Below are 25214 nucleotides of genomic sequence, written 5' to 3'. Positions count from 1 at the left end.
CTCAGGCGCGGATGACCAGTACGCGGATCCCCGGAAAGGTCCTGCTCGAAGCCGGCGGCAAGACAATGCTCGCCCACCACCTCGACCGCCTCGCCGTGGCGCGGCATCCCGTTATCGTCGCGACGACGACCAAAACGGATGACGACCCGATCGCCGATATCGCATTGACACATGGGGCTTCCGTGTTCCGAGGGAGCGAGAACGATGTGTTGGGTCGTTTCGCCGGTGCTGCCCGCGAGCATGCACTTGACGTCGTGGTTCGGGTTACGTCAGATTGCCCGCTTGTGGACGGCGAACTGATCAGCGAGGGCATCGACTGTTTCATTGCCGAGGCGGACGATGACCTCTACCTCTCGAATACCCTGGAGCGCAGCTACCCGCGTGGGCTTGATTTTGAGGTGTTTTCAGCCAAAGCGTTGTTGGATGCGGACACGAACGCGCAGGGCTCCGTGGAACGCGAGCACGTAACGCCCTATCTCTACCGGAACCGGTCGGGGAGGGCAATCATGCGGAGCATCCGACGCTCCGCGGACGCTTCGCGATTCCGCATCACGCTCGATGTACCGGAGGACCGCGAAGTGCTGATGGCGCTCATCGAAAGTCACGCAGCCGCGACTCTCGGGGCAGAGGAACTGATAGCGCTATTGGAAGCGCATCCGGAGATCGCCGCTATCAACTCCGGCATCGAGCAGAAGAAGCTCGGACAGTAGAGCAAGATAGCGGCTGCGTGACGGCGCGGTTACCGGACAGCCGCGATGGCGTGCCGAGAGGCGAAGACGAACGTCGCGCCAAGGAGGAGTACGCCAAGAACGGACGCCCACAGCGGTACCGTCACCGAGACCAGCACCAAGGGCAGGGCGAGGGCAGCGGCAAGCCCCGGAAGCGCGCCACCGATCCGCGGGGGCGCGCCGCCAGCTCGGGAACGCAACCAGATGCTGATCAACCCCATCATCAGATGGAACACAGGTAGGACTATTGCGAAGGCGAGTACACCGACCGTTAAAGTCGCATGCAGAGCGAGTGCGGCGCCGATAGCCAAAGCCGCCGCGGACGGCGTCGTGAAAGCGAGCGGCCCCGTCCTCCCGGTTCGGAAGACTTCGTTGATGTTCATCAGGTACAACGCCATGAATGGCGTGGCGGTAGCCACGACAAGCGCAAAACGAGTTAGGTCGCCGGAGTATAGCTCGGGGCCAGCGATGAAACGGGCGACCGGTTCGACCAGCAAGCAGAACCCGCCGATCAGCGCGAACACGATGACCGAGATGACTTGGCTCGATTGGCTGAGCAAACGGGCTCGCTCCTGATTGGAAGCCCGATAGATCATCGGCGCCCACGAGTTATTGAATGCCCCGAGAATCATGAGGGGCGCGGTTCCGAGGAAGATCGCGAGTTGGACGCGTCCCGCGGTCTCGATGCCGTCCAGGCGGGACGCCAGGACGACTACGACCGTAGTGAGAAACGTCGACGCGATCGAATGAGGGACGGTCGGAAGCCCGATCCGTAGGCTCGCCGTGACTTCTTCGAAGCGGAAGTATGACCGGCCAGGGAACCCGAGAAGCACCAGCGATGCCACGGCGGTCGCCGTGTGACCGATCGCGACCCCGCAAAGATAGTTCGTCGCGGATGATGAGGTCAGGCTCGTGATTGCCAAGCCGAGGACCGGTCCGGACACGGCAGAGATCACGCCGAGAGAGACGAACGTGACCACGCGGTTTTGAGCACGAAAGACTGATTGGCTGAGCGTGAGGACCGCGAGTCCGAGAGCCGAAACGATGGGCCACGCCAGCGCGAGGGAAGCTTCAAGGGGCACCAAGAATCGGCCCCAGAGCGGGAGCAACACGAGTGCGATCACGGCGAGGGATCCGGCGACTCCAGCCCCGACGTACACCAAGGCGATTGCGCCAGAGACTCCGGACTGTGAGATTATCGCGTGCCTCGTGATCGCCGCGGACAGGCCGACGCCGAAAAGGATTGCGCCCGCCTGGTACAGGCTGATCCCAACACCGACGACGCCGTATTGCGCGGCACCGAGTTGGCGGGTTACGAGGGGGGTCACGAGGAGCGCGACGAGGACCGGCGCCACGGTGGCGAAGGCGTACACCGCTCCGTGTCCGAGTAGACCGCCCGCGCTCCGGGGTCGTTGCCCGCTAGGCAACGCTCGCCACCGACGCGCTCAGTCGATTCGGCTGAGGATGCTTGCGGGCGACTGACTGTCCGCCGAAGAGGAACTCCGAGTAGAGCGAGTAAAAGCGGATGAGCGAATCGATCTCACGGAGCCAGGGCTTCAGACGGAAAGACTTCGTATCCCGAGCCCAGCCGTGCAGCCAGTTCACACGACCGTCGAGGACCACGGTGAGCCCCGCGTCCCAGGCGCGGATACAGATGTCTTTGTCCTCGTAGTAGAGGAAGTAACGTTCGTTCCAGCCCCGAAGCTGGCGTATGACGTCGGCGGAGCCCATGATCGCGGCGCCCATCAGCCAAAAGACATACCGTTCCTCTGACAGACCCGCAGTGATCAGATATCCGTTGTCTTGCCGCTGGGGCAGGAGGCGGTGTAGCGCTTTGTGCATCAATAGCGGGGCGCCGCGCCCGTTCGGCTGCAGCGATCCGTCCGCGTTCATCAACTGCGGGCTGACCAGTCCGCCGTGTGCGTCGATCGTTTTTGCTAGTTCGTCGAGATCCGACCACTTCCCGCGCACGTCGGGATTGAGGAATGCAATGTACGACCCTCGCGCGACTTTGAGCCCCCGATTATTTGCGGCCGAGAAACCCAGGTTCTCGCTGAGCTCAATGACCTGCGCGCCCAGCGCACGGGCGACCTGCACGCTGTCGTCGGTCGAACCGTTGTCGACGACGATCCACTCCACCTCCCGCGGTCGGTCCCCTGACCAGAAGCGGCGAAGCGTCGTAGCGCTGTTGTAGGTCACCGTGATCAGCGACCAGCGTGTAATGGACATAGTGTTGAGGATAGCCAATCGAGATCGCGGAATGAGGAGGGGCATGAAGGTTGAGCGTGCTCGCGGATACATCTGCATGGCCGCGTTCCGGCCGAAGCACGAACTGCTGGTCCGCCAAATCCGTTCCATCCAGACGCAGGAGATCTCGGAATGGCGCTGCGTGATCGGCATCGACGGTGCGGACGCCGACACACGATCGGCGATCGAGGCGGTGATCGGTGACGACCAGCGCTTCGTGGTGCGCGAGTTCCCCGACAACGTCGGGTTTTATCGGAACTTCGAGCGACTGCTTGAGGAAGTTCCCCTCGACGTCGGATGGGTCGCACTGGCAGACCAGGACGACGAGTGGTTTCCCGAGAAGCTCACCCGGTCGGTTCAAGGGCTAGAGGACGCCGCGCTCGTCGTAGGTCAAGTCGTCGTGGTCGGCGTCGACAGCGCAATCGGCGAAATCTCCGCGCGGCGAGCGGTCCCCCTCATCGCGGAGTTCATCGACAATCAGGTCACGGGTAGCGCGGCCGTGTTTCGCCGCTCGCTGCTCGACGTGGCACTGCCGTTCCCCGATGCCACCGACCTCGCTTTTCACGACCACTGGCTCGGCGTATGCGCACTCGCAACCGGTGGGATAGCCGTGATTGACGCACCTTTGCAGAACTACATCCAACACGGTGGCAACGTCATCGGCGAGGAGCAGCCGTCGGGAATTGGGGCCCGCATGCGCAATCTCTTCCGTCAGGCGGGCAGTTCTCCTCTCGACTCCCTCCGCTACCTCCGACAGCACCGATGGGGGTGGAGGGTAAACATGGCGCGTCGTCTGCTGGCCGTCGGGCCCTCGTTATCCCACGACGATGCCCCTGGGGTGGCCGCCATTGCGCGAGGACGCCTTTCTCCGACATTGATCGCCGCGACAGTCTCGGCTGTCGTGCGCCGTGAGGCTCCGCCGGCCAGAACCCTCGGACTGCTGATCGGCGCCGCGACGTATCGCTGATTTCGGAGCCGCTGATTTCGCTGTCCCGGCTGTTCCGTGAAAGCATGGACGCCGTGTCAAGCACACGGGAGTCTCGGAGGGGACGTTGCGATGAAACAGGTACGTACGGTTGCCTTCTATCTGCCACAGTTTCACGCCATTCCTGAGAACGACCGGTGGTGGGGCGACGGCTTCACGGAATGGACGAACGTCCGCCGGGCCGTGCCCGCATTCGACGATCATCATCATCCGCGTCAGCCGGGCGAACTTGGCGAATACGACCTGCGCAATCCCGAGGTTATGTCAAGGCAAATACGTCTTGCGGCGAAGGGCGGTGTCGACGCCTTTTGCTTCTACTACTACTGGTTCGCCGGGAAACGCCTGCTCGAAACACCGTTGGATAACCATCTGACCGGCGGGCAGGACTTCCCGTTCTGCATCTCTTGGGCCAATGAGAACTGGTCGCGGCGCTGGGACGGCAAGGACCACGAACTCCTCATAGCACAGGAGTACGGTCCCGACACGGCGACCGAAGTTTTCGACGATTTCGCCAAATACCTGAGCGATCCTCGTTATTTGAAGGTGAACGGGGGACTCGTGCTCCTCGTGCACCGCGCAGACCACCTGCCGGATCCGAGACAGTTCGCCCGCGTGTGGCGGGAGGAAGCCCGGAGACGCGGCCTAGGCGAGCTGCATCTGGTCGCGTCCGAGACTCGACCGAACCTTGACCCCCGCGCAATCGGATTCGACGCCATCGCGGAGTTCCCTCCCGTAGGGTCAAACACGCTCGCGTCTGTACAGCTGACCCCCCCGCGCGGTCTCAAGCCCCACTTTCGCGGACGCCTGATGTCGTATCCGCGCACTGCGCGTCGCTATATGCGGCGTCGCAATCCGGCATTCCGCCGTCATCCGGGAGTCATGCCAGGATGGGACAATTCGGCGCGCCGCGGGGATAAGGCGACGGTCTATCTGAATTCAACCCCCGCCGCGTATGCCCGTTGGTTACAGTCGGCGCGCGAGCGAGAAGCTGATCAGGCGGGCGAAGGGCTCGTCTTCGTCAACGCATGGAACGAGTGGGCGGAGGGTGCATATCTGGAGCCGGACGGTGCCCACGGGAGCGCCTATCTTGCGGCAACACGTGGAGACGAAACGTCGATGCTTGCCGAGCATACCCCAGCACGTATAGGAGTTCCGCGCCTGCCGTGGCTCCGGTCACTTGCGCTCGCGGCTGCCGCCTCCGTACTGAATCTGTTGCGCCGCGTCCAGGATTGGCAGCAATCAAGTGGGCGACCCTGAGCAGCGACGCCTGGCGCGCGTCATCGCTGATTCATGCGCGCATGGAGACCATCTCAGAGTCAATAAGCAGATGTTGCGGGCGGCGCTCGGCTTCGCGCTGGTCCTCCTTGGCGCCGTGAGACCACCCATACAACCGCGTATCGACGCTCAAGTGCTGCTCGTGATCGCGAACGGTGTGGCGCATGGTGCACGACTAGCCAACGCTCTCGCAGGTTCTCTGCCTGCCGGGCGCACGCGCAATGTTATTGCCGACCGGAGGCTGGCTTCACCCGATGCGGAGGCCCTGAATGGGCTGAGTACCGTGCACGCTCCTGGATTAGCGCCGCGGAGCGTCTGGCGGATCTCTTCGTTTGCGCGCCTCGGTGAGTACTTGCGCCTACGTCGCGCGCTGGGGGCCCGCGCCCCCCGTTACTCATCCAGTCGCTTTTATGACGAGTACGTCTTTCTCGCTCAGGCTCTCCGTTTCCTCCTGGCAATGGACGTCGTGCCCACTACCGCGGGCTTAATGGTCTGCGATTTCGACCGTGATGCATACTCATCTCCGTGGTTGTGGGCCTGCGAACGGCTCGGCATCCCCACCGTCACCGCAGTCCACGGCACCCCCAGTGCACTCACATACCTGCCGCTCTTGGCCGAAACGGTCCTGGCTTGGGGTGCGGTCCAGCGTGCATGGTTCACACAGCTCGCTCCTGGTGTTCGAGCTACGCTGGCCGGCCGGCCTGACATCGCGTCTCGCGTGCCCGTAGCGGGTGCCGTAGAGCGCGTGATCATCTGCCACTCACGTGAAGAACTGAAGCCGAGTGAGGCGACCCGGTTGGCTGACCTCGCGGAGCGGTATCGGCGATCGGGCGTCGAATGCGTATTACGACTTCACCCAACGGCGGCGGAGCCGGTCGGTGCCGGATGGAACATGGTTGCGGCGCAGTGCCGTGTCGAGGTCGTCGGATTCGAACCGCTATCCGAGTCGCTCGTTCGCGGCGACTTCGTCGTCGGCGTCGTGACCTCGGCGCTCATTGATGCGCTGATCGATGGGTATCCAGTGGCCGTCTTCGCCGACCCCGAGCGTCCGTTGCCCGCTGACATCGCCGCGATTGCCGAGTACTCCCGCGAGCGCAGCTTCGTTGGGCGCGACATGCGTTACCTCCCCAGCGGCTATGTCGAGGCGCTGAATGCGCTGTCGCACACGCTCGTCGACGCGGTCGGCGAGGAATCGCAAGAGCGCATCCGTGATCTGCTCGATCGCCTTGTCGACGGCGATCGCAAATCGGTCGACGAGGTTGGATAACCTGATCAAATGAGTCTTATGGTGCGTGCGACATTGATCGGCGTCTATGTCGCTCTCGTCGTGGGTCTCGCGGCCCCGGCTCTGATCGGCCTCGCGAACTCCGGTCATTGGCCCGATTCCAATTTGACCAGATCGGTCTTGACCATCGCCGTGCCCGCTGTGATGCTCACCACTTCGGTGACATCCCGACGGCACAGCCTTGCCTGGTCAGTCTTCTGGGCTTGGTCGCTGATTTTTTTGGGTCTGGCTCCGGCGTATCAGCTGAGCAAGGCAGCGCTCCCTTGGGGTGCCACGTTGGCCCCGGATGCGGTCGCTGCGGCCCAGGGGGTTATCCTCGTCGGTTACGGCGTCGCGATCGTTGTATTCTTTATCGCCGCTCGGCGAGTGGTACCGCTACGAAGACAAAGCCCATACGTTCGCAGCCCTGAACGTCTCCGCCGGGTCATGTCGGGCATCATCGCGATTCACATCGTCGTTTCTGCGACCTTTATTGCCGTTATGGGGCCCGCGTTGTTTTCGGGGCGCTCGGCGTTTAGCGCTCGGCTAATCCAAGCGTCGGAGCTTCCCGCGATGGGCACGGTGTACTTCGTGTCAACCGCCGGTGCGGTGATCATTCCCGCAATGGCCATTACTTTGCGGAAGCTCGCAGTAAGTATCTCGCCAGTACTTATCGCCCTATCGAGCTTTTTCTCGCTCGTGGTGACGAACCCGCTGATTGGCTCCCGTTTTTTGACCGGGAGCTTCCTCGTCGCGATCACGGCTGCTCTGATGACCTCGACGGCGCGGCGGTGGCTGCCTGCAGGAATCATTCTGTTATTCGTTACGGTTTTCCCGACACTGGACCTACTGCGGGGCGACGGGACCGGAGCCAGCCGGATCGAGCTGACCGATCCTGCCACCACTCTGACAAGTTTCGACTACGACGCCTTCGAGATGCTGTATCGCGCCGTTTCTCTGAACGGGAAGAGTATTGGTGGACTTCCCGGAACCGGGGAGTTGCTCGTCGCTCCCTTGTTGCGATGGGTGCCGTTCCTCAGCAACAGTGTCCAAGGGGACGCGACTGGCCCAGTTGTGGCGAAATCCACCGGCATGGGATACACGAATGTTTCGATGCCGCTGTGGGGCGAAGCTTATTTCATCGGCTCCTGGTTCGGATTGGTGTTAACGTTCGCGATCCTGGGCGTGGTGCTCGCCGCGACACTGCGTTCGCGTTCGCTGGCGGGCGCGCTGCTCGAGGTGCCGGCTGCGGCGTTGCTGTTCATCGTGCTCCGGGGGTCACTGTACGAAGTGCTCGGGTACATGCTCCTGGCGGTGGCCACTGCGTGGGGTCTTTCCGCGCTCGGCCAGCGTGACGGTCCGCGAGGGAGTGGCTTCTCACCGGGCGGGGCGCCGCTTCGGTCCACCATCATTGGAAACCCCATTGAGCGAAGCGCGGTTCGACGTGGCAACCACAGCCAAGTAAGAGTTTCCGCGTCACGCATCCCGCGGAGTACTGCAGTCAAGAAATGACGAACGGCAACGTTGGGCCGCCCTGAGCACCCCAGTTTCTCCTCGGCCGGTTGGTAGCTCGAAAGAGTAACCGGCGTTCGCCTCCGGCTGTGTCGCCGACGACCAGCGAGGCACGGTGGAACACCTCAAGTGTGCGATTCCATGGATCTTGCCGACAGCGGTTGCAATGCGTGTTCGGCCCACCCTCTCCGCTGTGGGATCCTAGGGACGTGAAGGGCATTATTCTTGCGGGCGGTTCGGGTACTCGGCTGCACCCCATTACTCTCGGCGTCTCAAAGCAGCTGATTCCGGTGTACGACAAGCCGATGGTTTACTACCCGCTTTCGACGCTCATGCTCGCGGGTATCCGGGACATCCTGGTGATCACGACGCCGCATGACGCGGAGCATTTCGAGCGTCTGCTCGGCGACGGCACGCAGTTCGGGATCAAACTCACCTTCGCGCAGCAACCATCTCCGGACGGTCTGGCACAGGCGTTCACGATCGGCGCGGAATTCATCGGCGATGACAGCGTGGCCCTCGCGCTCGGTGACAACCTCTTGTACGGGCCCGGTCTGGGCAGCAAGCTGCAGCGGTTCGCCGACATCGACGGCGGTGCGGTGTTCGCATACTGGGTCGCTGAGCCGGAAGCGTACGGTGTGGTCGAGTTCGACGGTGAAGGCAAGGCGATCTCTCTGGAGGAGAAGCCCGCGTCCCCGAAGAGCAACTACGCGGTGCCCGGCCTGTACTTCTACGACAACGACGTGGTGGCGATTGCACAGAACCTCGAGCCGAGTGCGCGCGGCGAGTATGAGATCACTGATATCAACCGTGCCTATCTGGAGCGGGACAAGCTGCAGGTGGAGGTGCTGCCGCGCGGCACCGCGTGGTTGGACACCGGGACATTCGATCAGATGACGGACGCCGCGGACTACGTGCGCACGATGGAGCGTCGTACGGCGTTGAAGATCGGTGTGCCCGAGGAGGTGGCGTGGCGTCAGGGGTACCTCACAGATGACGAGCTGCGCGCGCGTGCGGACAAGCTGGTGAAGTCGGGCTACGGCACCTACCTGCTGGACTTGCTCAGGAGAGGACACGTATGAGCCGTCTGCTCGTGACGGGAGGGGCCGGCTTCATCGGTTCGAACTTCGTTCATCACGTTGTGGAGAACACCGACCACCACGTGACCGTCCTCGACGCGCTGACGTATGCCGGTAACCGGGCATCGCTGGCGGGGCTGCCGGAAGACCGGGTCACATTCGTGCACGGCGACATCACGGATGCGCCGCTCGTCGACGAACTCTTCGCGAACACGGATGCGGTCGTGCATTACGCGGCAGAGTCCCACAACGACAACTCGCTGCACGACCCTCGCCCTTTCCTGGACACGAACATCATCGGCACCTACACGCTGCTCGAGGCCGCACGCCGCCACGACACCCGTCTGCATCACATCTCCACCGATGAGGTGTACGGCGATCTTGAACTGGATGACCCGGAGCGGTTCACCGAGACCACTCCGTACAACCCGTCTTCGCCGTATTCGTCGACGAAGGCCGGATCCGATCTGCTGGTGCGCGCGTGGGTGCGCTCGTTCGGAGTGCGGGCGACGATCTCGAACTGTTCGAACAACTACGGCCCCTACCAGCATGTGGAGAAGTTCATCCCGCGTCAGATCACGAACGTGATCCGCGGCATCCGCCCCAAGCTCTACGGCGCTGGCGAGAACGTGCGGGACTGGATCCACGCCGATGACCACTCTTCCGCCGTGCTGACCATCCTCGACAAGGGCGCGATGGGTGAGACGTACCTGATCGGCGCGGACGGGGAGAAGAACAACAAGGACGTCGTCGAGTTGATCCTCACCGCCATGGGTGAGCCTGCAGACGCGTACGACCACGTCACCGACCGCGCCGGGCACGACCTGCGCTACGCGATCGATTCGACCAAACTGCGCACGGAACTCGGCTGGACACCCTCGTTCGGGGATTTTGAGTCGGGCCTTGCCGCGACGATCGATTGGTACCGCGCGAACGAGGACTGGTGGGCGCCCAGCAAGGACGCGACCGAGGCGTTCTACGCGGGGAAGGGCCAGTGAGCGACATCTTCGGCAAGCAGCTGCAGCGCATCGAGACGCCGATCCCCGGACTGGTGCTGTTCGAGCTGCCCGTGCACGGTGACTCGCGCGGCTGGTTCAAGGAGAACTGGCAGCGCGAGAAGATGACCGCACTCGGGCTGGACGACTTCGGTCCGGTGCAGAACAACATCTCCTTCAACGACGAGGTCGGCACGACCCGCGGCATCCACGCCGAACCGTGGGACAAGTGGGTCTCGGTCGCGACCGGACGCATCTTCGGTGCCTGGGTGGACCTCCGCGAGGGCCCCAGCTTCGGCGCCGTCTTCACGACCGAGATCGACCCCTCGAGAGCGATCTTCGTGCCCCGCGGAGTCGGCAACTCGTACCAGACACTCGCACCCGACACGGCATACGCCTACCTCGTGAACGACCACTGGTCGCCCGCCGCCGAATACGCGTTCCTCAACCTCGCAGACGAGACGGCCGCCATCGAGTGGCCGATCCCGCTCAGCGACGTCGAGATCTCCGAGAAGGACAAAGCCCACCCGCGCCTCGCCGACGTCGCACCTATCCCCCCACGCAAGACGCTGGTGCTCGGTGCAGGCGGGCAGCTCGGTCTCGCACTGCGTGCTCGTCTCGGAGATGCCGCGCACATCGAGTACACCACCCGTGCCGAACTCGACGTCACAGCCCCCGACATCGCGCGGGCACGACGCTGGCGCGACTACGGCACGATCATCAACGCCGCCGCGTACACGGCCGTCGATGCCGCAGAGACGCCCGAAGGGCGTGCTGCCGCATGGCAGGCGAACGCTGTGGCCGTCGCGGCCCTCGCACGCATCGCCAATGAGAACCGCATCACACTCGTGCACATCTCGAGCGACTACGTGTTCGACGGCACTGAACAGGGTGCCTACGCTGAGGATGCCGCGTTCGCTCCGCTGGGCGTTTACGGCCAGTCTAAAGCTGCCGGAGACCTGGCCGCCCAGACCGCGTCACGGCACTACATCGTACGCACGTCGTGGGTGATCGGCGAAGGCAAGAACTTCGTGCGCACCATGGCTTCGCTCGCCGAGCGCGGCATCGATCCGAGCGTCGTCAGTGATCAGGTCGGGCGGCTGTCTTTCACAAACGACATCGCGAATGCCATCGTGCACCTGCTCGACGTCGCTGCCGGCTACGGTACCTACAATGTCACGTGTGCCGGCGCCGAACTCTCTTGGGCGGACATCGCCCGCGAGGTCTTCCGCTTGACCGGTCAGGACCCCGCGCGTGTGAGCGATGTGACCACCGCCGAATACTTCGCGAACGCGACCAATCCGGTCTCCCCCCGCCCGATGAACAGCATTCTGGATTTGACCAAGATCACCGCAACAGGGTTCACACCGCGTGACGGCGGCGGGGCCCTCGCAGCCTACCTAGCGTCCCACTAAGGCGCTCAGACGGCGAATCTCAACTCGCCGGACAATCGGGGCTATCCAGAACGAGTGGGACGTCGCGCACCATAGGGGTGTGACGCACCGACAGAGGTCCGTACTCGCCTTCTGCGGCAGTGAACTCCGCCGTGACCGAGTGAGCTGCACTGGGTGGGTTCTCGATGTTCACCTTCACCGCGGGCCGTCCCATGTGGGTGAACGTTGGCGCGTTCACGGCTGTGCCGTCAACGGTCACAGACGACAGGGTCGCTCCGACCGGTCCGTAGATCACGAGGTCCGTCGAGACGACTCCCTTCGGGAAGAAGCGACCGGGAGAAATGTAGTTGGCCAGCCCGTCTACGTCTGCCGGCTTAAGCATGTTCGCCAGCGTCGCGGTGGTGGAGAACACGGGCGAATCGGACTCGCACTGAGTTGACGAGGCAGCGATGTCGAGTTGCATGTAGTAGTCGAGTTTGCCCTCGGTTATGTCGTTGATGTAGACGCCGAGAAGCGTCTCGCTTTCGTTCGTTGAGGGCAGCGTTCCTGACAGCCGTGTGTCTCCCACCAGCTCCGCTTCGGCGGGGTCGGACGGCACGTACATCAGGCGACCCTCGTCGATCGCCTCGGTGAGGCTGGTGAGCAGCGCCTTCGGATCGGCCGATCCAGACGTCACAGCATCGAAGATCGTACCGGCCGCCATTGCGAAGAACGCGTCCTGCAGAACGGGCTCCTTGATCTCCGAATACACCTGGTTCAGGAGGTACGGGACCGCGTTATCGGCAGTGAGTTCGACCGGTTGATCGACAATCTGAACCGTGTACCCATCGACGTCGACCTCTGCGGGAACGGTGACCGGACCGGTCGCCTTCAGTAGATAACTGAGCGCGACCGGATCGAACGAGACAACGGCATCCACAGGCGTGCCGAACGACTCGGCCCAGAACGCACGAATGATTTCAGCCGTCTCGGAGAACTCGGGGGACATCGTCGTGTCTTGTACGTAACGCCCGATCTTGTCGCCGTAGATCGCGACCGTCTCGGGGTCGAGGTCGATGATCGGCGTCTCGCGCCCGTTGTTGAAATCGGCGCTAGACGCCTGCTGGGTGATGCTGATCTTGCCCTGGTCTGCCGTCAGCATCACGATCGCTGCCGGGTTGCCACCCGTCCCGCGGGACTCGGCGTTGTTCTGGAAGATCGTTAGATAGTTGCGTGGGCCATCGGCGCCAAGCGCGGCGGGCAGCACACCGATGATGTCCTTTGCCGGGCCGAGAAGCGGCTGCATCTCGTCGACGGCGTCGGTGAGCTGAGTAAGCGCCCCCCCGACCTGTGGGATGAGGGCTTCGCGATCGATACCGTCGAGATCCGTAGCGGCCTTATCGACAGCATCCGCCGCCTGCGTCACGGCCGTCTGCATGTCGGTGATCGCAGCGATGTTGATGGCTCCGTCGACAGGGGTGAGCGCCTTCAGGCTCAGGTTCGTTGCCGGCGTCAGCGCGCCCGTGACCAGATCATCGGTGACAACCGCAGCCGTGCGCACCGCGTGCAGGTTGGGGCCGACGAACGGCACCCACTCCAGGCTCTTCCACATGCCGTCATCGGTCTGCTCACGAGCATCCGCGGTCAGCGTTGCGAGCTGCGCGGCAGTCGCCTTCGCACCTTCGCTGTCACCGGCGAGGATCTGGTCTTTCGCCGTTGTCGCGAGCGGAATCGCCTGCTCCAGAGAACTCCTTGCAGACATCGCGCGGTCGTAGATGGGCTTGCCGATCAGAAGTCCCGCGACGGCGAGAACCAACAGCAGCAGCAGAAGCCCGACGGGAATCCAGAAGCGGAAGCTGCGCAGCAGGGGTCGGCGCGACTTCTCAGCACGCAGCTCGGCTCTCGTCGTCATGATCTCCATCGTAGAAGGCGGACGCCGTGGAGAAGCCGTGAGAGTCGCTTTGTCTCTGCAGCGACTGATCAGCTCAGGTGAGTGCCGCCCGTACGATCCGCTCGACCTCATCCAGCGCGGGAATCAGTTGCGCGGCCGACTTCGCGTACGTCTCCTGCGAACGGCGGTAGGGGTCGATCACGTCGTCGTCTTCGGGAGCAGCGGGCATGAGGCCGCGCTGGGCGCTGACCGCCTGCAGCACGGCGGCGAGCCGCGCTTTCGGGTCGGTGCCGGCGGCGTTGGCCGCGGCGCGCGCGGCCTCGGTGCTGAGCGTTGACGCGAGCCGTGCGAATTCCCTGACCGTGAACGTGCGGCGCATGCGGCTCGGCACCATCTTGACGGCATACGAACGATGCTCGCGCGCCATGGAAAGCACCAGGTCGGCATCCAGCAGGTAGGGCTCCACCAGATAACGGGCGGCGTGAGCCGCAGCATCCGCCGGCTTCGCTCCCGACTCGACCGCGAGCGCCTGCGCGGGCGCGGTCATCTCGTGATCGACCAGCGCGTGCGTGCCAGCGCTGTGCACGCGCACACCGAGCGGCTCAAGCCGGGCACGCAGCAGCACTTCTGCCATGGGCGAGCGGCAGATGTTACCCGTGCACACCGTGAGGATCGTCAGCGCCTGCGGGGCGCTCGGCCGCGCAGCATCCTGCATGTCACGCGCCTGGTCGGCTGGCAGCCGGCTGGACTGCGGGTCCGCCGGCACCGGGCGCGCCTGTACCGGGGCATCCTGCGGCGTCTCACTCGCGATCCGCCGACGCCATTCGCGGCGGCTGACGCCCGGAGGCGGCGAGTCAGAGGAGGAAAAGATCATGCTTCCACCGTAGAGGCTCGCACGGTCCTAGGAGCAGGATGCCGCTGCACGAATAGGCGAACGGCGAGACACCCGATCGCGGTGCCGATGGTGTTCGCGATGACATCCGACAGAGTCGGGTACCGGCTGGGCAGCAACGTCTGCACCAGTTCGATCGTCGCGCTCGCCGAATAGCCCAGCAGCAGCACCACCCAGGCGTTCGACCGCGGCCAGGCAGCGACCAGGAGCAGGCCGAGGGGCACGAACAGTGCGATGTTCGCGAGGAACTCGAACACCATAGAGCTGGTGGCGAGCGAGATGGTCGAGTGCTCGCTCACAAAACGCGCGAGACGGAAGACGATGCCGGTCACCTTGGATGCTGCGGTCGCAGGCAACCAGACGATCAGGGCCAGCGCGAGGGCATATGGCACGAGCATCACGCGCGCGAAGATCGCGACGGGTGGAACACGGGACGACGGCATGAGCGACAGCTTACGAGACGGTTCTTGAGTGAGCCTGAGCACGCGCAGCCCGCCTACGACCGGCGCGCGCGACGCAGCATCGCATCGACTCTGGCGCGAAGCTCGAGCGGGCGCAGCGGCTTGGTCATGTAGCAATCCGCGCCGGACTGGTATCCCAGAATCACGTCGCTCTGCGCGGATCTCGTGCTGAGCACGACCAGATACGTTGCGCTGTCCGCGCGGATGCGCCGCGCGATCTCGAAACCGTCGGCGTCGGGGATGTCGATGCCCAGCACTGTGACGACCGGTGAGTACCGGCGAACGGACTCGACCGCCGTGGCGGGGGAGGTGGAATGCACGGCGAGCCCGGCCCGTGCGAGCACCTCGATCACCGATGAGCGCTCGGCGGCATCATCGTCGATGACGACAGCGATCATCTGCGGTGACGCCGCGCCCATCAGGAGCACATCGCGGACGCGCTGGGATCGTTCTCCACGACCTTGAAGTAGATCGAGTGCGTCTGCCACTCCAGACCTGTGCCGCGCGCACGTGGCAACTGGCTGCAGTTCCAGCCGTCACGCGATGTGAACTGGGCACCGGAGAGCACCTTCGACGAAGTCCAGGACCACGTCGATTCATTCCCCTGCAACGTGCTCAGATCAACATCGAAGCTGACCCAGCGGGTTCCGCTGGGAACGTCGAAGTTCAGGTAGTAGTTCCGGAAGTGCTTTCCGGAATCGACCCACCCGAAGTAATACGAAGTGTCGACGACGCGGCATCCGGCGAGCTGCTCCCGGTTGTCGCCGTAAGCGACGCAGGTACTCGCCGTGGTGGTCGTCCAGGTGCCTGCCGTCACCGCCGCAGCCACCTGTCCCTGGTCGGTCCACGATGCGGAGGTGCGCTCGAGTCCCTGATCGGCGGCGGCCGCCCCCAAGCCACCGCCGATCAGAAGCGCGATCGCGAGCGCGACGAAGCGCTTGTTCTTCATGCCCGTGCGACCTTCGGCGCCGGACGAGGTCTGGCAGCGGGAGGCGTCAGCATGGTGAGCCCCAGCAGTCCGAGAAGACCCACCATCAGTGGCACCGCCACAGCGGGCGTGGTCAGGCGCATGAGCACGGTGCCCCAGCCGGAGAACTGGAGCGACGGCTGCCAGACCTCACCCGACACCGCGTAGTCGAGCGCGTCGGTGTAGTCGTTGTTGTCGCCCTTCATGGTGATCGTGTATCCGCCGTCGACGGCCGGCTCGATCGCCGCGATGCGGTGCGTGACCAGATCTTCGGTCAGCTCGCTCGGCAGGCTGATGACGTCGCCGACGACCAGATCGGATGCCGGCACGCGAGTGTCGATGATCAGGTCTCCGGTCATGATCCCGGGCTCCATCGAGCCGGAGATCACGACCAGCGGCTTGATGAACCCGAGCGACGTCAGCGCCCAGACCACGCCGCACGCGACGCCGATCGCCGCGAGGGTCCACAACGCAGCCATGGCGACGCGACGCAGTGCCTGCATTATGGTTCCCTCGTGTCTCGGTGTCTCGTGTCTTAGTGGCTAGTGATCAGGAAGTCGCGGTGGCGGTCAGCGTCACGACCACGGTGCCGGACTTGCCGACGTTCGCCGAAGTCCAATCGGCAGGGGTCGTGAGCGACAGCAGGAACTGGTCGTCCGAGCCGGTCTGGCCCGTCGGTGCGAGCGTCTCGGCGAGGCCGGAGAGCGTGGCGGATGGGTTCGCCGCGAACGTCGAGCCTTCGGCGAAGCCGACCGTCTTGGTGAGATTGGCAGCGACGGAGCTGTCGTTGCGCACCCAGAGGTTCACGTCGCGCTTCTGACCGGGCAGCAGGTTGGCGTACGCGGTCGACGGGACCTTGACGTCGATGGTCGTGACGCCGTCAACCGTCTTCGCGGCACCCTGAGACCAGGTCTTTCCATCGAGCGACACCTGCAGATCGAAGGTGGCGGCGCTGGCGGAGGCGCTGAACCAGCCGTTGTCGGTCCATGCCGCGCTCGTCGCTGCGGCGCCGATACCGCCGATGGCGAGTACCGCGAGGCCGAAGGCGATGAACGGGCGGCGCTTGTTGCGGCGCTCCTGCGAAGGGACGGTTTCAGTGTGGGTCGATGTCATGTTCTGAAGCTATGGAACCTGTCTCAACGTGCACCCAAGCGGGCCATCGCGTCGTCTAAAGGTTGAACTAAGAACTATGTCGAAGGTTCAGTCGCCGTTGGTGGCAACTAGCTAAAAGACGTAGAACTGACTAGATGAAAGGCGGGGATAAGCATGGACCTTTAGGGAATCTTGCGCTGGTCTTGTGGCTAGGTAGGGGAGTTCTAGAGGTCTGAGCGTGAGGATCGCATTGTCGGAGCGCAGACCCGATCACACTGCATCCGATGAAGACAGAGTTCAACAGCCTTCGCTTTGGGGAGCGAAGTCGGGGGAGGCATCTGGGGTCGAGACCTGCGCATGCGCTTGGGGAAACGCGTGCGCAGGTTCGGATGCCACGTGCCGGTCGGATGTCACGTGCCGGCGCGTCCGCTGCGCGAGCGGCGAACTCAGTGCGAACTCAGGGGAGTTCGGACGTGAGACGGTAGCCGACTCCGCGTACGGTCTCGATGTAGCGAGGCTGCACAGGGGCATCGCCCAGCTTGCGCCGCAGATTCGTCATGTGCGCTTCGATGGCGCGCTTGTCGGCCTCGCCCACGAAGTCGGTCGTGAGGTACGACTCGCCGCGCAGCACCAGCGTGAGCTCGACCTTGCTGCGCACCCGGCGCTTCGATTCCATCAGCGCGTGCAGCAGATCGAACTCGGTGCGGGTCAACTCGACCACGCGGTCTTCGATGAGCGCGATCCTGGTCTCAGGATCCAGGCGCAGGTCGCGGTGCACGACCCAGGCGCTGTCGTCGCCGGCGTGGGGCGGCTGGCCCGGATGCGCCGGCTCGAGGACGGCCATATCCGACATCGAAGAATCGGCCATGGCCACAGGTGTCGGCGCAGCAGGGGCCGCCTGCGGCGCCGATGCAGGCGATGACGCGGGCACGGCAGACACCGTGCCAGTGCGCGGACGACGCAGCAGCGCCTCGATCCGCGCCCGCAGCTCACGCGGCCGGAACGGCTTGTTCAGGTACTCGTCTGCGCCGGCACTGAGTCCGAGCACGACGTCGGCCTCTTCATCGAGGGCGGTGAGCATGATGATGTACGTGTCGCTCCGGGCGCGGATGCGGCGCGCGGCCTCGAACCCGTCGATGCCGGGCATGTTCACGTCGAGCGTCGTGATCAACGGCTGATGCGTGAGCACGGCGTTCACTCCATCGATGCCGTTGTCGACCGCGACCGTGGCGAACCCCGCCGCTTGCAGCACCTGGACCAGAAGATCACGCACGTCCTGATCGTCTTCGACGATCACCGCGGTCTTCTGCGTCTGGGCGGCGTCATGCATCTGTGGAGTTCTTTCACTCAAGGTCAGGAATTGGGGACTTCCACGGTCATGCTACAGGGCATGGATGCGTTGTGTCAGGGAGCGGTCTCACTGACTCGCTCCCACCTGTTACCGCCCGCCCCCTGCGCGATCTCGGCCGCGGCGGCGGCGGATGCGATCAGGTCGTCGAGGTCGTAGCCGGCCACCGGAACCTGCGTCCAGCCGACGCTCGCCGACATCCGGATCGGCACCGGCTGACGGTCATCGATCATCGACACCCGCTCGAGCAGATCCGTCACCACTTCGCGCACGCCGCCTTGCGCGCGCGGTACGAGCGCGATGAAGCGGGTCGCGCTGAGCTGCTCGATGTCAGCATCCGCAGGCAGCGCCGCGTCGACATCGCGACCGAATCTCGCGCTGATCGCGTTGAAGCCGGCGCTGCTGGATGCTGAGCGGATGTCGTCTGGGTCATCCAGGCGAATGTCGAGAAGCGACCACCACGGGTCGGAGGCAGCCTCGGCGCGATTGAGCCGGTTGCGCACCGTGCTGTCGAAGGTGTTGCGCGGCGAGAGCGCCGTGTCGCCGGCTCGCGTGGTGAGCAGCAGACAGGTGACGAGGTTGCACGTGATGTAGACCGTGACGCCGATCATGTTGAGCGTGCGCAGGAACTGCAGGCTGTCGGCGCCGTCGATGGTGCCATTGGCAACCAACACGCCGTTGATGATCGTGATGAGGGCGAACACGAGGAACGCCGCCGAGACGGCCATGAGCGGAAGCGCTTCGTCGCGCAGGTGAGGCCCCAAGCGCACGAGCTCCACGAGCATGAGCACCGCGAACACCGCCGTCGACGCGAACAGCACCCGGAATCCGATTCCGTACACGCCGAAGTACATGGTGGCGACGAGGACTGCCGGCATGACCACGACGAACGTCGCGGACAACACCACGAACTGCCGTTCGAGGCCGCGATAGGCACGCAGGCCCGACCACATCAGCGGCATCGGCGCGAGGACCAGCGCAGAGCCGAGCGCGCGCAGCGGCTCTGATTCGAGCATCTCGTGGGCGAGCCAGACGTACGAGCCGACCATCGCGATCGCGAAGCCCGCCGACCAGATCGCCGTGGCGCGCGAGGGCCTCGGCAGGAAGCCCAGCGCGATGAAGATGATGGTGGCGACCGTTGCCACGGCGATGACGGGCATCACCAGGGAGGAGTTGATCATGCGGGGCTCCGTTCCGGAGGCGACTCGTGGGGTTCGCGAGACGAGGGAATGACGATGCTGACTTCGGTGCCGTGACCGAGATCGCTCTTCACATCGATGCGGCCTCCCTGCGCGAGGACGATGTCACGCGAGATGCCGAGGCCGAGGCCCGTGCCGGGGATTCCCTGCTCGCGGGCGCCGTCGGTGCGGAAGTCGGGCTCGAAGATGCGGGGGAGGTCGTCGACGCTGATTCCGATGCCGGTGTCGCTGACCGTGACGGCGACTTCGCCCGGTGCCGGGCTGTGACCGCGCACACTCACCTTTCCACCGCGCTGGACGTATTTGATGGCATTGCTGATCACGTTGTCGACGACCTGACGCAGCCGGAAGGCGTCTGCGTACAGAGGGAGGCACTGCTCCAGATCGACGTCCAGGGCGATGCCGCCGGCATCCGCGACCGGGGCGAAGCCCTCGACCGATGCCCGTGCGATATCGGCGAGGTCGAAGTGCACGTCGGTGTCGTCGGCTCGTTCGCCCGGCGTGACGAGTGCGTCGTCGATCAGGCGCTGCATCCGAGTGCCAGCACGCTCGACGACGCCGAGCTGCCGGTGCGCAGGCTCGGTGATGTCGTCGCGCTCCATGAGCAGATCGATGTGCCCGAGGATCGCGGTGAGAGGATTTCGCAGTTCATGCGACATGGTGCGGCGCCGCGCCGAGGCATCGGCGTGCGGGTCGATCGACTCCGTCACATCGTGCACGATCAGCAGCACGCCGTCGTTGGCGACCTGGCCGTCACCCATCACCCTGGTCGACGCACTCAGCGCCCGCCATTCGCCATCGATCCCGAACAGCCACACGACCTCGTCCTCGAACAGCTCGCCTCGCATGGCGCGGGAGATCGTCGTCTGCGCGAGCGGCACCGGGGTGCCACGGCGCTCGTGATACTCCACGGCCAGCGTCGGGTGGAACTGGGCTGACTCGTCGAGGGCGTACAGCGTGTGGAAGGCGGTGTTCGAGATCTCGATCAGCCCGCCCTTTCCTGCCCGTGCGACGCCCACGTCGAGCGAGTCCATCAGCCGCCGAGTGCGGGCCTTCTGCTCGGTGACGCGGTGAAGGGCATGGGCAAGGCGAGCGGACTGTGCGCTCAGCAGCCGTCGGGTGGAGCGGTTACGCGCGGAGCCGACCATCATGATGACCCCGACGAAGCCGAGAGTGACCATGAGGATGACGGCGTTGATGATGGTGTCGACCGTGAGGCCCCGGACGAAGAGCCCGGCCAGCGTGATCGATCCGATCAGGCAGAGCGTGGAGATGAGGATGACAGGGGAGTAGTACGACGCGATCCACGCGACCAGCAGCACCCAGAGGAAGACGATCGCCGGGCTGCTGCCGTAGCCGAGCACGCCCACCGCGAGAATGTCGAGCAGCGGCACGATCAGGACACCGGCAGCGCTGATCAGATGCCACGGCACGGCGAGGGTGGCGATCGTGATCGCGATGACGAAGACGAGACCGAGGCCGAACGCCCACACCGTGAACATCGCGGGCGTGAGCAGGGCCACACCGAGCGCGATCATCACGACGGTGAAGCAGAGGATGAGCTGCCACTGCCAGATCGAGCGCGAACGCCGGTCGCCGGCGAAGTGCGCGGGGTCGGCCGCGGGTGGCGCCGTCGCGCGCGCTGCGCCATCCCTCCACATGAGCGTCAGTGTATCTGTGCGGCGGGTCGGCGCCTGGCCACTCTCGAGGTCGACGCCGCGCAACCCTTGCCCGCTCGGTATAACGAGTTATACTTTAATCATGAAGACTGCGATCTCGATACCGAACGGCGACTTCGAACGATTCGAACGCGTGGCCGCCCGGCACGGCATGAACCGGTCGGAGTTCTATCGTCTTGCCGGGCGACGTCTCGCAGAAGAGCTGGAAGGGGAAGCGGAATTGACTGCGCTGGCGAACTCGGTCATTACCCGAGTCGGCCAACCCTCTGCGGACACCCTGTTCCTCCGCGAATCGGAACACATCGTGGGTGAAGGCACGAGCTGGTGATCTCGCACGGCGACGTCGTCTGGGTTGATTTCGGTTCACCGCGGGGATCGGAGCCCGCCAAGCGTCGGCCGGCTGTAGTTCTGCAAGAAGACTGGCTCCTCGCATCAGATATCGCGACTGTGCTCGTGGTTCCACTCACGTCGAACATCGCGCTCGAGGCTTTTCCAGGCAACGTGCTCGTTCCGATCGATGCATCCGGGCTCGGGCGAGACTCCGTCGCGGTGGTTTCACAGATCGGTCCGGTCAGCCGCGAATACGTTGAACCGTATCCGGTCGGACACGTCCCGACCTACGTGCTCTCGAAGATCACCGATGGGATTCGATTGGTCTTAGGGATCTGATCAGATCCCGACGCCACCCCAGCTGAGCGACTCCGTGTAGCGCAGCAGCACGCCCTCACGCAGCGCCCACGGCGACACTTCGAGCTCATCGATGTCGAGCATCTTCATCGCCGTGTGCAGCACGACGGCGGCCGCGACGATCTGGAACGTGCGATCGGGCGTGATCCCCGGCAGCTCCTGGCGGGCGATCGCCGGAATGCGGGCGAGCCGCGGGATCCACGACTTCAACGACGAACGCGAGAGCACCGTGCGGTCGAAGCCGAGCCCTGACACCTCTCGCCCTGCGAGGTTCGCCAGCGAGCGGATCGCCTTCGACGAGCCCACCATGTGGTCAGGATCGGGAAGGGCGTTGAGATTCTCGGCCACGGGCGCGAGCAGTTCGACGGCGTGCGCACGCAGCTGCTCGACAGCATCCTCACCTGGCGGGTCCTCGGGCAGGAACTGGACGGTCATGCGCCCGGCGCCGAGAGGCACGGATGCCGCGACCTCCGGCACCTCGTCGCCACCGGCCGCGAACTCGAAGGACCCGCCGCCGATGTCGAGCAGCAGGATGCGTCCGGCATCCCACCCGAACCAGCGCCGAACGGCGAGAAAGGTGAGCCCCGCCTCTTCCACGCCGGTGAGCACCTGCAGCGGCTGGCCGAGAGCGGCCTCGATGCGGGCGATGACCTCTTCGCCGTTGACCGCCTCGCGCACGGCGCTGGTCGCGGTCGCCAGCAGGGTCTCGACGCGTTCGGTGACGGCGATCTCGCGGGCCCTGGTGACGGCGGCCTCCAGCGCCCGCACGCCCTCCTCGCTGATCGCGCCCTCGGGCGTGAGATAGCGCATCAGGCGCACCACCGTGCGATCGCTCGTCGTCGCGAGAGGGCGGCCACCCGGCCTGGCATCCGCAGCGAGCAGGTGGACGGTGTTCGAACCGATGTCTAGGATTCCGAGGCGCACGGGATGAGACTACGCGTATGCGGGGTGTTCGAATATTCTCACTTCGTGTAGTGTCGGGATATTCAAACATTACACAATGTCTGAATATTCACACATGGAGGCCCGCATGCCGCGATACACGGTGGAAAGACCGCATGATTTCGGTGACCTCATTGCCGGCATGCGCGAGGAGCAGGGCGTCACACAGGATGAACTTGCGGATCGTCTCGGGTTCTCCAGGAGCTATTTGAGCGAGCTCGAGTCGGGGAAATCGACCGTCCAGCTTGCGAGATTATTCCGCACGCTGCACTCTCTCGGCGTCAGCGTCGAAGTCTCGTGGGAGTCGGCGACGGAGTCCGAGGATGACTGAGGAGCTCGAAGTTCGATTACACGGCGAGTACCTCGGACTGCTGCGTCGAGCGCCGCGGCGGTCACGCGAGAACGTGATCCTCGAGGACGTGACTCCCACATCAACAAAGGTTCGACTTGCCGAGTCGTTCGCCCTGCGCGCTGGACGACGCCCCGACACGGATCTCGTGTCACGGTTTCTCGGCGGCTATCTGCCGGAAGGTGCGCAACGAAGAGCGCTCGCATCCAAGCGGGCGATCGAGCCGAACGACCTGTTCGCCTTCCTCCGCGAATTCGGTAGTTCGATCGCCGGCGCTCTGACGTTCTGGGGCCAGGCGACCACCGAGCGCGAGCCTCGTTATACCCCGATCTCGCCGAAGCTCCTGCGCCGAGAGTTGCAGCGCGCAATCAAGGAGCACGACCTCGGCATCCGAGACGACAGCCGATCGATGATCGCTGGGTTTCAGCCGAAGTTGCTCGTCTCGAGGTTCGGCGACAGCGGGTGGTCGCTGCCGCACGGTGGAGGGCACTCGACCCACATCCTGAAACCTCGCCTGCAGAGCCGCCCGACCCGCCTCGTCGACGAGTTCTACAGTCACGAACTCGCTCGCGCTCTGGGCCTGGCCACTTTCGCTTCATGGCTCGAAGGCTCGGGGGACGGCACGTATCTCGCGATCGAGCGATTCGATCGCCGTGTGCACGATGAAACCGTCGAGCTTGTGCATCAAGAGGATGCTGCGCAAGCGCTCTCACTCGGATGGGCCGACGACGACCTGAAGTTCCAGGACCCTGAGCGACCGCGCGATCCGCGCCGCCCATCGGCGTATCGGATCGCGGAGCTCACGGCCACGCTGCGCGGCTTCGAAGTGGTCGAGCAATGGGTGCGGCAACTCCTGTTCCGCATCCTCATCGGAGACAACGACGGGCACGCGAAGAACGTGGGGATCCTTCATCTGCCGGGCGAGGATCGACTCACCGACATGTACGACGCCGTGCCGAATCTGTTTCAACCCGAGCGGATCCAATGGAATATGGCGCTCGCGATCGACGGCGAATTCGACCGCCGCCGTATCGATGTCGAGCGGCTGCAGGCCGAGGTCGCATCATGGCGGGTACTGGGAGCTTCACGCGTGCACGACGTGATCGATGACGTGCTGGGCTCATTCCGGTCGGCGCTCGATGATGTCAGCGTGCCGCGAGGCGGCTCGAACGGCCTGCGCGAGTTCTTCGGTCGCGCGGTGGATCGTTTACGCGCGGGGGACGAGATCGGTGAATGACCGATGCTCGCCGATGTTCCGCCCCGATACGATGTAACGCGTGACCACCGCCGACCCCACAAAGCCGCTGTCGCCGTATCGAGAGATCGACCGTGCGGAGTGGGCGCGATTGGCGTCGGGCCTGGACCAGCCGTTGAGCCAGAACGAGGTCGTCGAGATCCGCGGCCTCGGCGACCGGCTGAGCCTGGACGAGGTGCGCGACGTCTACATGCCGCTGAGTCGTCTGCTCAGCCTATACGCGACCGCGACCAAGCAGCTCGGCGCCGCGACCAGCACGTTCCTCCAGGAGGACGACGCCACCACGCCGTTCGTCGTCGGCGTCGCAGGATCGGTCGCCGTGGGCAAGTCGACCATCGCCCGCCTGCTGCGCGAGCTGATGAGCCGCTGGCCGGGCACGCCTCGGGTCGAGCTCGTAACCACAGACGGATTCCTCTACCCGAACGCCGAACTCGAGCGCCGGGGACTGATGGAGCGCAAGGGCTTTCCCGAGTCGTACGACCGCCGGGCGTTGCTGTCGTTCCTCACCGAGGTGAAGTCGGGGGCGCCCGAGGTGCGCGCTCCGTTCTACTCGCACATGCGGTACGACATCGTCCCGGATGCGCACGTCGTCGTCCGGCGCCCTGACGTCGTGATCGTCGAGGGACTGAATGTGCTGCAGCCGCCGCCTGCGCCGAACGACGTCGCCGTGAGCGACCTGTTCGACTTCTCGGTCTTCGTCGATGCCGACAGCTCGCATATCTCGAAGTGGTACGTGGAGAGGTTCCTCGCGCTGCGCAAGGGCGCGTTCAGCAACCCGTCGTCGTACTTCAACGTGTTCGCGCACCTGACCGACGAAGAGGCTGTCACCACGGCCCTCGGCTACTGGAACGACATCAACATGCCGAACCTCGTCGAGAACGTGATGCCTACCCGGCACCGTGCGAGCCTCGTTCTGAACAAGGGCGCCGACCACAACGTCGAGAGCGTGCTGCTGCGCAAGCTGTGACGGCGCCGCGCCTCCGCCGCCCACTCC

26 protein-coding genes are annotated in these 25214 nt (G+C 64.5%); 13 read left to right on the top strand and 13 right to left on the bottom strand.

Annotation, left to right across the window (positions count from 1 at the left end):
* Nucleotides 1-11: 11 nt before the first annotated feature.
* The gene (locus JF52_RS0103175) at nucleotides 12-710 is read left to right on the top strand and encodes a cytidylyltransferase domain-containing protein (protein ID WP_052166908.1); all 699 of its coding nucleotides are present in this window, start codon (nucleotides 12-14) and stop codon (nucleotides 708-710) included.
* A 29-nt stretch (nucleotides 711-739) separates the two neighbouring features.
* Here JF52_RS0103175 and JF52_RS0103170 read toward each other — a convergent pair whose 3' ends face one another.
* Both JF52_RS0103170 and JF52_RS0103165 read right to left on the bottom strand, forming a co-directional pair.
* Complete coding sequence (locus tag JF52_RS0103170; protein ID WP_033105007.1) at nucleotides 740-2101, bottom strand: lipopolysaccharide biosynthesis protein; 1362 nt, start codon at nucleotides 2099-2101, stop codon at nucleotides 740-742.
* 46 nt (nucleotides 2102-2147) lie between these two features.
* The gene (locus JF52_RS0103165; RefSeq protein ID WP_033106246.1) at nucleotides 2148-2957 is read right to left on the bottom strand and encodes a glycosyltransferase; all 810 of its coding nucleotides are present in this window, start codon (nucleotides 2955-2957) and stop codon (nucleotides 2148-2150) included.
* Between JF52_RS0103165 and JF52_RS0103160 the strand changes: the two genes are divergently transcribed.
* From JF52_RS0103160 to JF52_RS0103130, 7 genes are all read left to right on the top strand, one after another.
* Nucleotides 2929-3942, top strand: coding sequence for a glycosyltransferase (locus JF52_RS0103160; RefSeq protein WP_152594804.1), 1014 nt, complete (start codon nucleotides 2929-2931; stop codon nucleotides 3940-3942). The genes JF52_RS0103165 and JF52_RS0103160 overlap by 29 nt on opposite strands.
* Nucleotides 3943-4032: 90 nt before the next feature.
* The gene (locus tag JF52_RS0103155; protein ID WP_052166714.1) at nucleotides 4033-5217 is read left to right on the top strand and encodes a glycosyltransferase WbsX family protein; all 1185 of its coding nucleotides are present in this window, start codon (nucleotides 4033-4035) and stop codon (nucleotides 5215-5217) included.
* Nucleotides 5204-6502, top strand: a complete 1299-nt coding sequence (locus tag JF52_RS17695; protein WP_152594803.1) for a hypothetical protein — start codon at nucleotides 5204-5206, stop codon at nucleotides 6500-6502. Before JF52_RS0103155 ends, JF52_RS17695 begins: the two co-directional genes overlap by 14 nt.
* A gap of 9 nt (nucleotides 6503-6511) precedes the next feature.
* On the top strand, nucleotides 6512-8011 hold the full coding sequence (locus tag JF52_RS0103145) for a hypothetical protein (RefSeq protein ID WP_152594802.1): 1500 nt from the start codon (nucleotides 6512-6514) through the stop codon (nucleotides 8009-8011).
* Nucleotides 8012-8220: 209 nt separating this feature from the next.
* Nucleotides 8221-9093 carry a glucose-1-phosphate thymidylyltransferase RfbA gene (rfbA, locus tag JF52_RS0103140; protein ID WP_033105004.1) on the top strand — a complete coding sequence of 291 codons (873 nt, stop codon included), beginning with the start codon at nucleotides 8221-8223 and terminating at the stop codon, nucleotides 9091-9093.
* On the top strand, nucleotides 9090-10088 hold the full coding sequence (gene rfbB, locus JF52_RS0103135) for a dTDP-glucose 4,6-dehydratase (RefSeq protein ID WP_033105003.1): 999 nt from the start codon (nucleotides 9090-9092) through the stop codon (nucleotides 10086-10088). The genes rfbA and rfbB overlap by 4 nt, the downstream gene beginning before the upstream one ends.
* On the top strand, nucleotides 10085-11500 hold the full coding sequence (locus JF52_RS0103130) for a sugar nucleotide-binding protein (protein WP_033105002.1): 1416 nt from the start codon (nucleotides 10085-10087) through the stop codon (nucleotides 11498-11500). The genes rfbB and JF52_RS0103130 overlap by 4 nt, the downstream gene beginning before the upstream one ends.
* A gap of 19 nt (nucleotides 11501-11519) precedes the next feature.
* Here the strand turns inward: JF52_RS0103130 and JF52_RS0103125 are convergent, their stop codons facing one another.
* The 10 genes from JF52_RS0103125 to JF52_RS0103080 all read right to left on the bottom strand — a co-directional run bounded on the left by JF52_RS0103125 (nucleotide 11520) and on the right by JF52_RS0103080 (nucleotide 20969).
* Complete coding sequence (locus JF52_RS0103125) at nucleotides 11520-13370, bottom strand: DUF4012 domain-containing protein (RefSeq protein ID WP_033105001.1); 1851 nt, start codon at nucleotides 13368-13370, stop codon at nucleotides 11520-11522.
* A gap of 73 nt (nucleotides 13371-13443) precedes the next feature.
* Nucleotides 13444-14223: an arsenate reductase/protein-tyrosine-phosphatase family protein gene (locus JF52_RS0103120; RefSeq protein ID WP_235272313.1), complete on the bottom strand. Its 780-nt coding sequence runs from the start codon at nucleotides 14221-14223 to the stop codon at nucleotides 13444-13446.
* Nucleotides 14220-14684: a VanZ family protein gene (locus JF52_RS0103115; RefSeq protein ID WP_052166713.1), complete on the bottom strand. Its 465-nt coding sequence runs from the start codon at nucleotides 14682-14684 to the stop codon at nucleotides 14220-14222. The genes JF52_RS0103120 and JF52_RS0103115 overlap by 4 nt, the downstream gene beginning before the upstream one ends.
* 53 nt (nucleotides 14685-14737) lie before the next feature.
* Entirely contained in the window at nucleotides 14738-15121 is a 384-nt protein-coding gene (locus JF52_RS0103110; RefSeq protein WP_033106241.1) for a response regulator transcription factor, read from the bottom strand.
* The gene (locus JF52_RS0103105; protein WP_033105000.1) at nucleotides 15121-15651 is read right to left on the bottom strand and encodes a hypothetical protein; all 531 of its coding nucleotides are present in this window, start codon (nucleotides 15649-15651) and stop codon (nucleotides 15121-15123) included. Before JF52_RS0103105 ends, JF52_RS0103110 begins: the two co-directional genes overlap by 1 nt.
* Nucleotides 15648-16172, bottom strand: coding sequence for a signal peptidase I (locus JF52_RS0103100; protein WP_052166712.1), 525 nt, complete (start codon nucleotides 16170-16172; stop codon nucleotides 15648-15650). The genes JF52_RS0103105 and JF52_RS0103100 overlap by 4 nt, the downstream gene beginning before the upstream one ends.
* 46 nt (nucleotides 16173-16218) lie before the next feature.
* Entirely contained in the window at nucleotides 16219-16782 is a 564-nt protein-coding gene (locus JF52_RS0103095; protein ID WP_033104999.1) for a hypothetical protein, read from the bottom strand.
* Nucleotides 16783-17218: 436 nt separating this feature from the next.
* Nucleotides 17219-18091: a response regulator transcription factor gene (locus tag JF52_RS0103090; protein WP_033104998.1), complete on the bottom strand. Its 873-nt coding sequence runs from the start codon at nucleotides 18089-18091 to the stop codon at nucleotides 17219-17221.
* 74 nt (nucleotides 18092-18165) lie between these two features.
* Nucleotides 18166-19290 carry a hypothetical protein gene (locus tag JF52_RS0103085; RefSeq protein ID WP_033104997.1) on the bottom strand — a complete coding sequence of 375 codons (1125 nt, stop codon included), beginning with the start codon at nucleotides 19288-19290 and terminating at the stop codon, nucleotides 18166-18168.
* Complete coding sequence (locus tag JF52_RS0103080) at nucleotides 19287-20969, bottom strand: sensor histidine kinase (protein ID WP_152594801.1); 1683 nt, start codon at nucleotides 20967-20969, stop codon at nucleotides 19287-19289. The genes JF52_RS0103085 and JF52_RS0103080 overlap by 4 nt, the downstream gene beginning before the upstream one ends.
* 100 nt (nucleotides 20970-21069) lie before the next feature.
* Here JF52_RS0103080 and JF52_RS0103075 point away from each other — a divergent pair, with 100 nt between their 5' ends.
* Both JF52_RS0103075 and JF52_RS0103070 read left to right on the top strand, forming a co-directional pair.
* Nucleotides 21070-21315, top strand: a complete 246-nt coding sequence (locus JF52_RS0103075; RefSeq protein ID WP_033104995.1) for a CopG family transcriptional regulator — start codon at nucleotides 21070-21072, stop codon at nucleotides 21313-21315.
* Entirely contained in the window at nucleotides 21312-21656 is a 345-nt protein-coding gene (locus JF52_RS0103070; protein WP_033104994.1) for a type II toxin-antitoxin system PemK/MazF family toxin, read from the top strand. Before JF52_RS0103075 ends, JF52_RS0103070 begins: the two co-directional genes overlap by 4 nt.
* Here the strand turns inward: JF52_RS0103070 and JF52_RS0103065 are convergent, their stop codons facing one another.
* On the bottom strand, nucleotides 21657-22598 hold the full coding sequence (locus JF52_RS0103065) for a Ppx/GppA phosphatase family protein (RefSeq protein ID WP_033104993.1): 942 nt from the start codon (nucleotides 22596-22598) through the stop codon (nucleotides 21657-21659).
* 94 nt (nucleotides 22599-22692) lie between these two features.
* Between JF52_RS0103065 and JF52_RS0103060 the strand changes: the two genes are divergently transcribed.
* From JF52_RS0103060 to coaA, 3 genes are read left to right on the top strand one after another with little or no spacing between them, the layout of a single operon-like run.
* Nucleotides 22693-22947, top strand: a complete 255-nt coding sequence (locus JF52_RS0103060) for a helix-turn-helix domain-containing protein (protein WP_033104992.1) — start codon at nucleotides 22693-22695, stop codon at nucleotides 22945-22947.
* On the top strand, nucleotides 22940-24202 hold the full coding sequence (locus JF52_RS0103055; RefSeq protein WP_033104991.1) for a type II toxin-antitoxin system HipA family toxin: 1263 nt from the start codon (nucleotides 22940-22942) through the stop codon (nucleotides 24200-24202). The genes JF52_RS0103060 and JF52_RS0103055 overlap by 8 nt, the downstream gene beginning before the upstream one ends.
* A 40-nt stretch (nucleotides 24203-24242) precedes the next feature.
* Nucleotides 24243-25187, top strand: a complete 945-nt coding sequence (gene coaA, locus JF52_RS0103050) for a type I pantothenate kinase (protein ID WP_033104990.1) — start codon at nucleotides 24243-24245, stop codon at nucleotides 25185-25187.
* Nucleotides 25188-25214 lie beyond the last annotated feature (27 nt).

It is taken from the genome of Microbacterium profundi (genome assembly GCF_000763375.1).
In the GTDB taxonomy this organism is placed as follows: Bacteria; Actinomycetota; Actinomycetes; order Actinomycetales; family Microbacteriaceae; genus Microbacterium; species Microbacterium profundi.
Note: the sequence above shows the minus strand (reverse complement) of the source record. Positions and strands in the feature narration are given on the sequence as shown.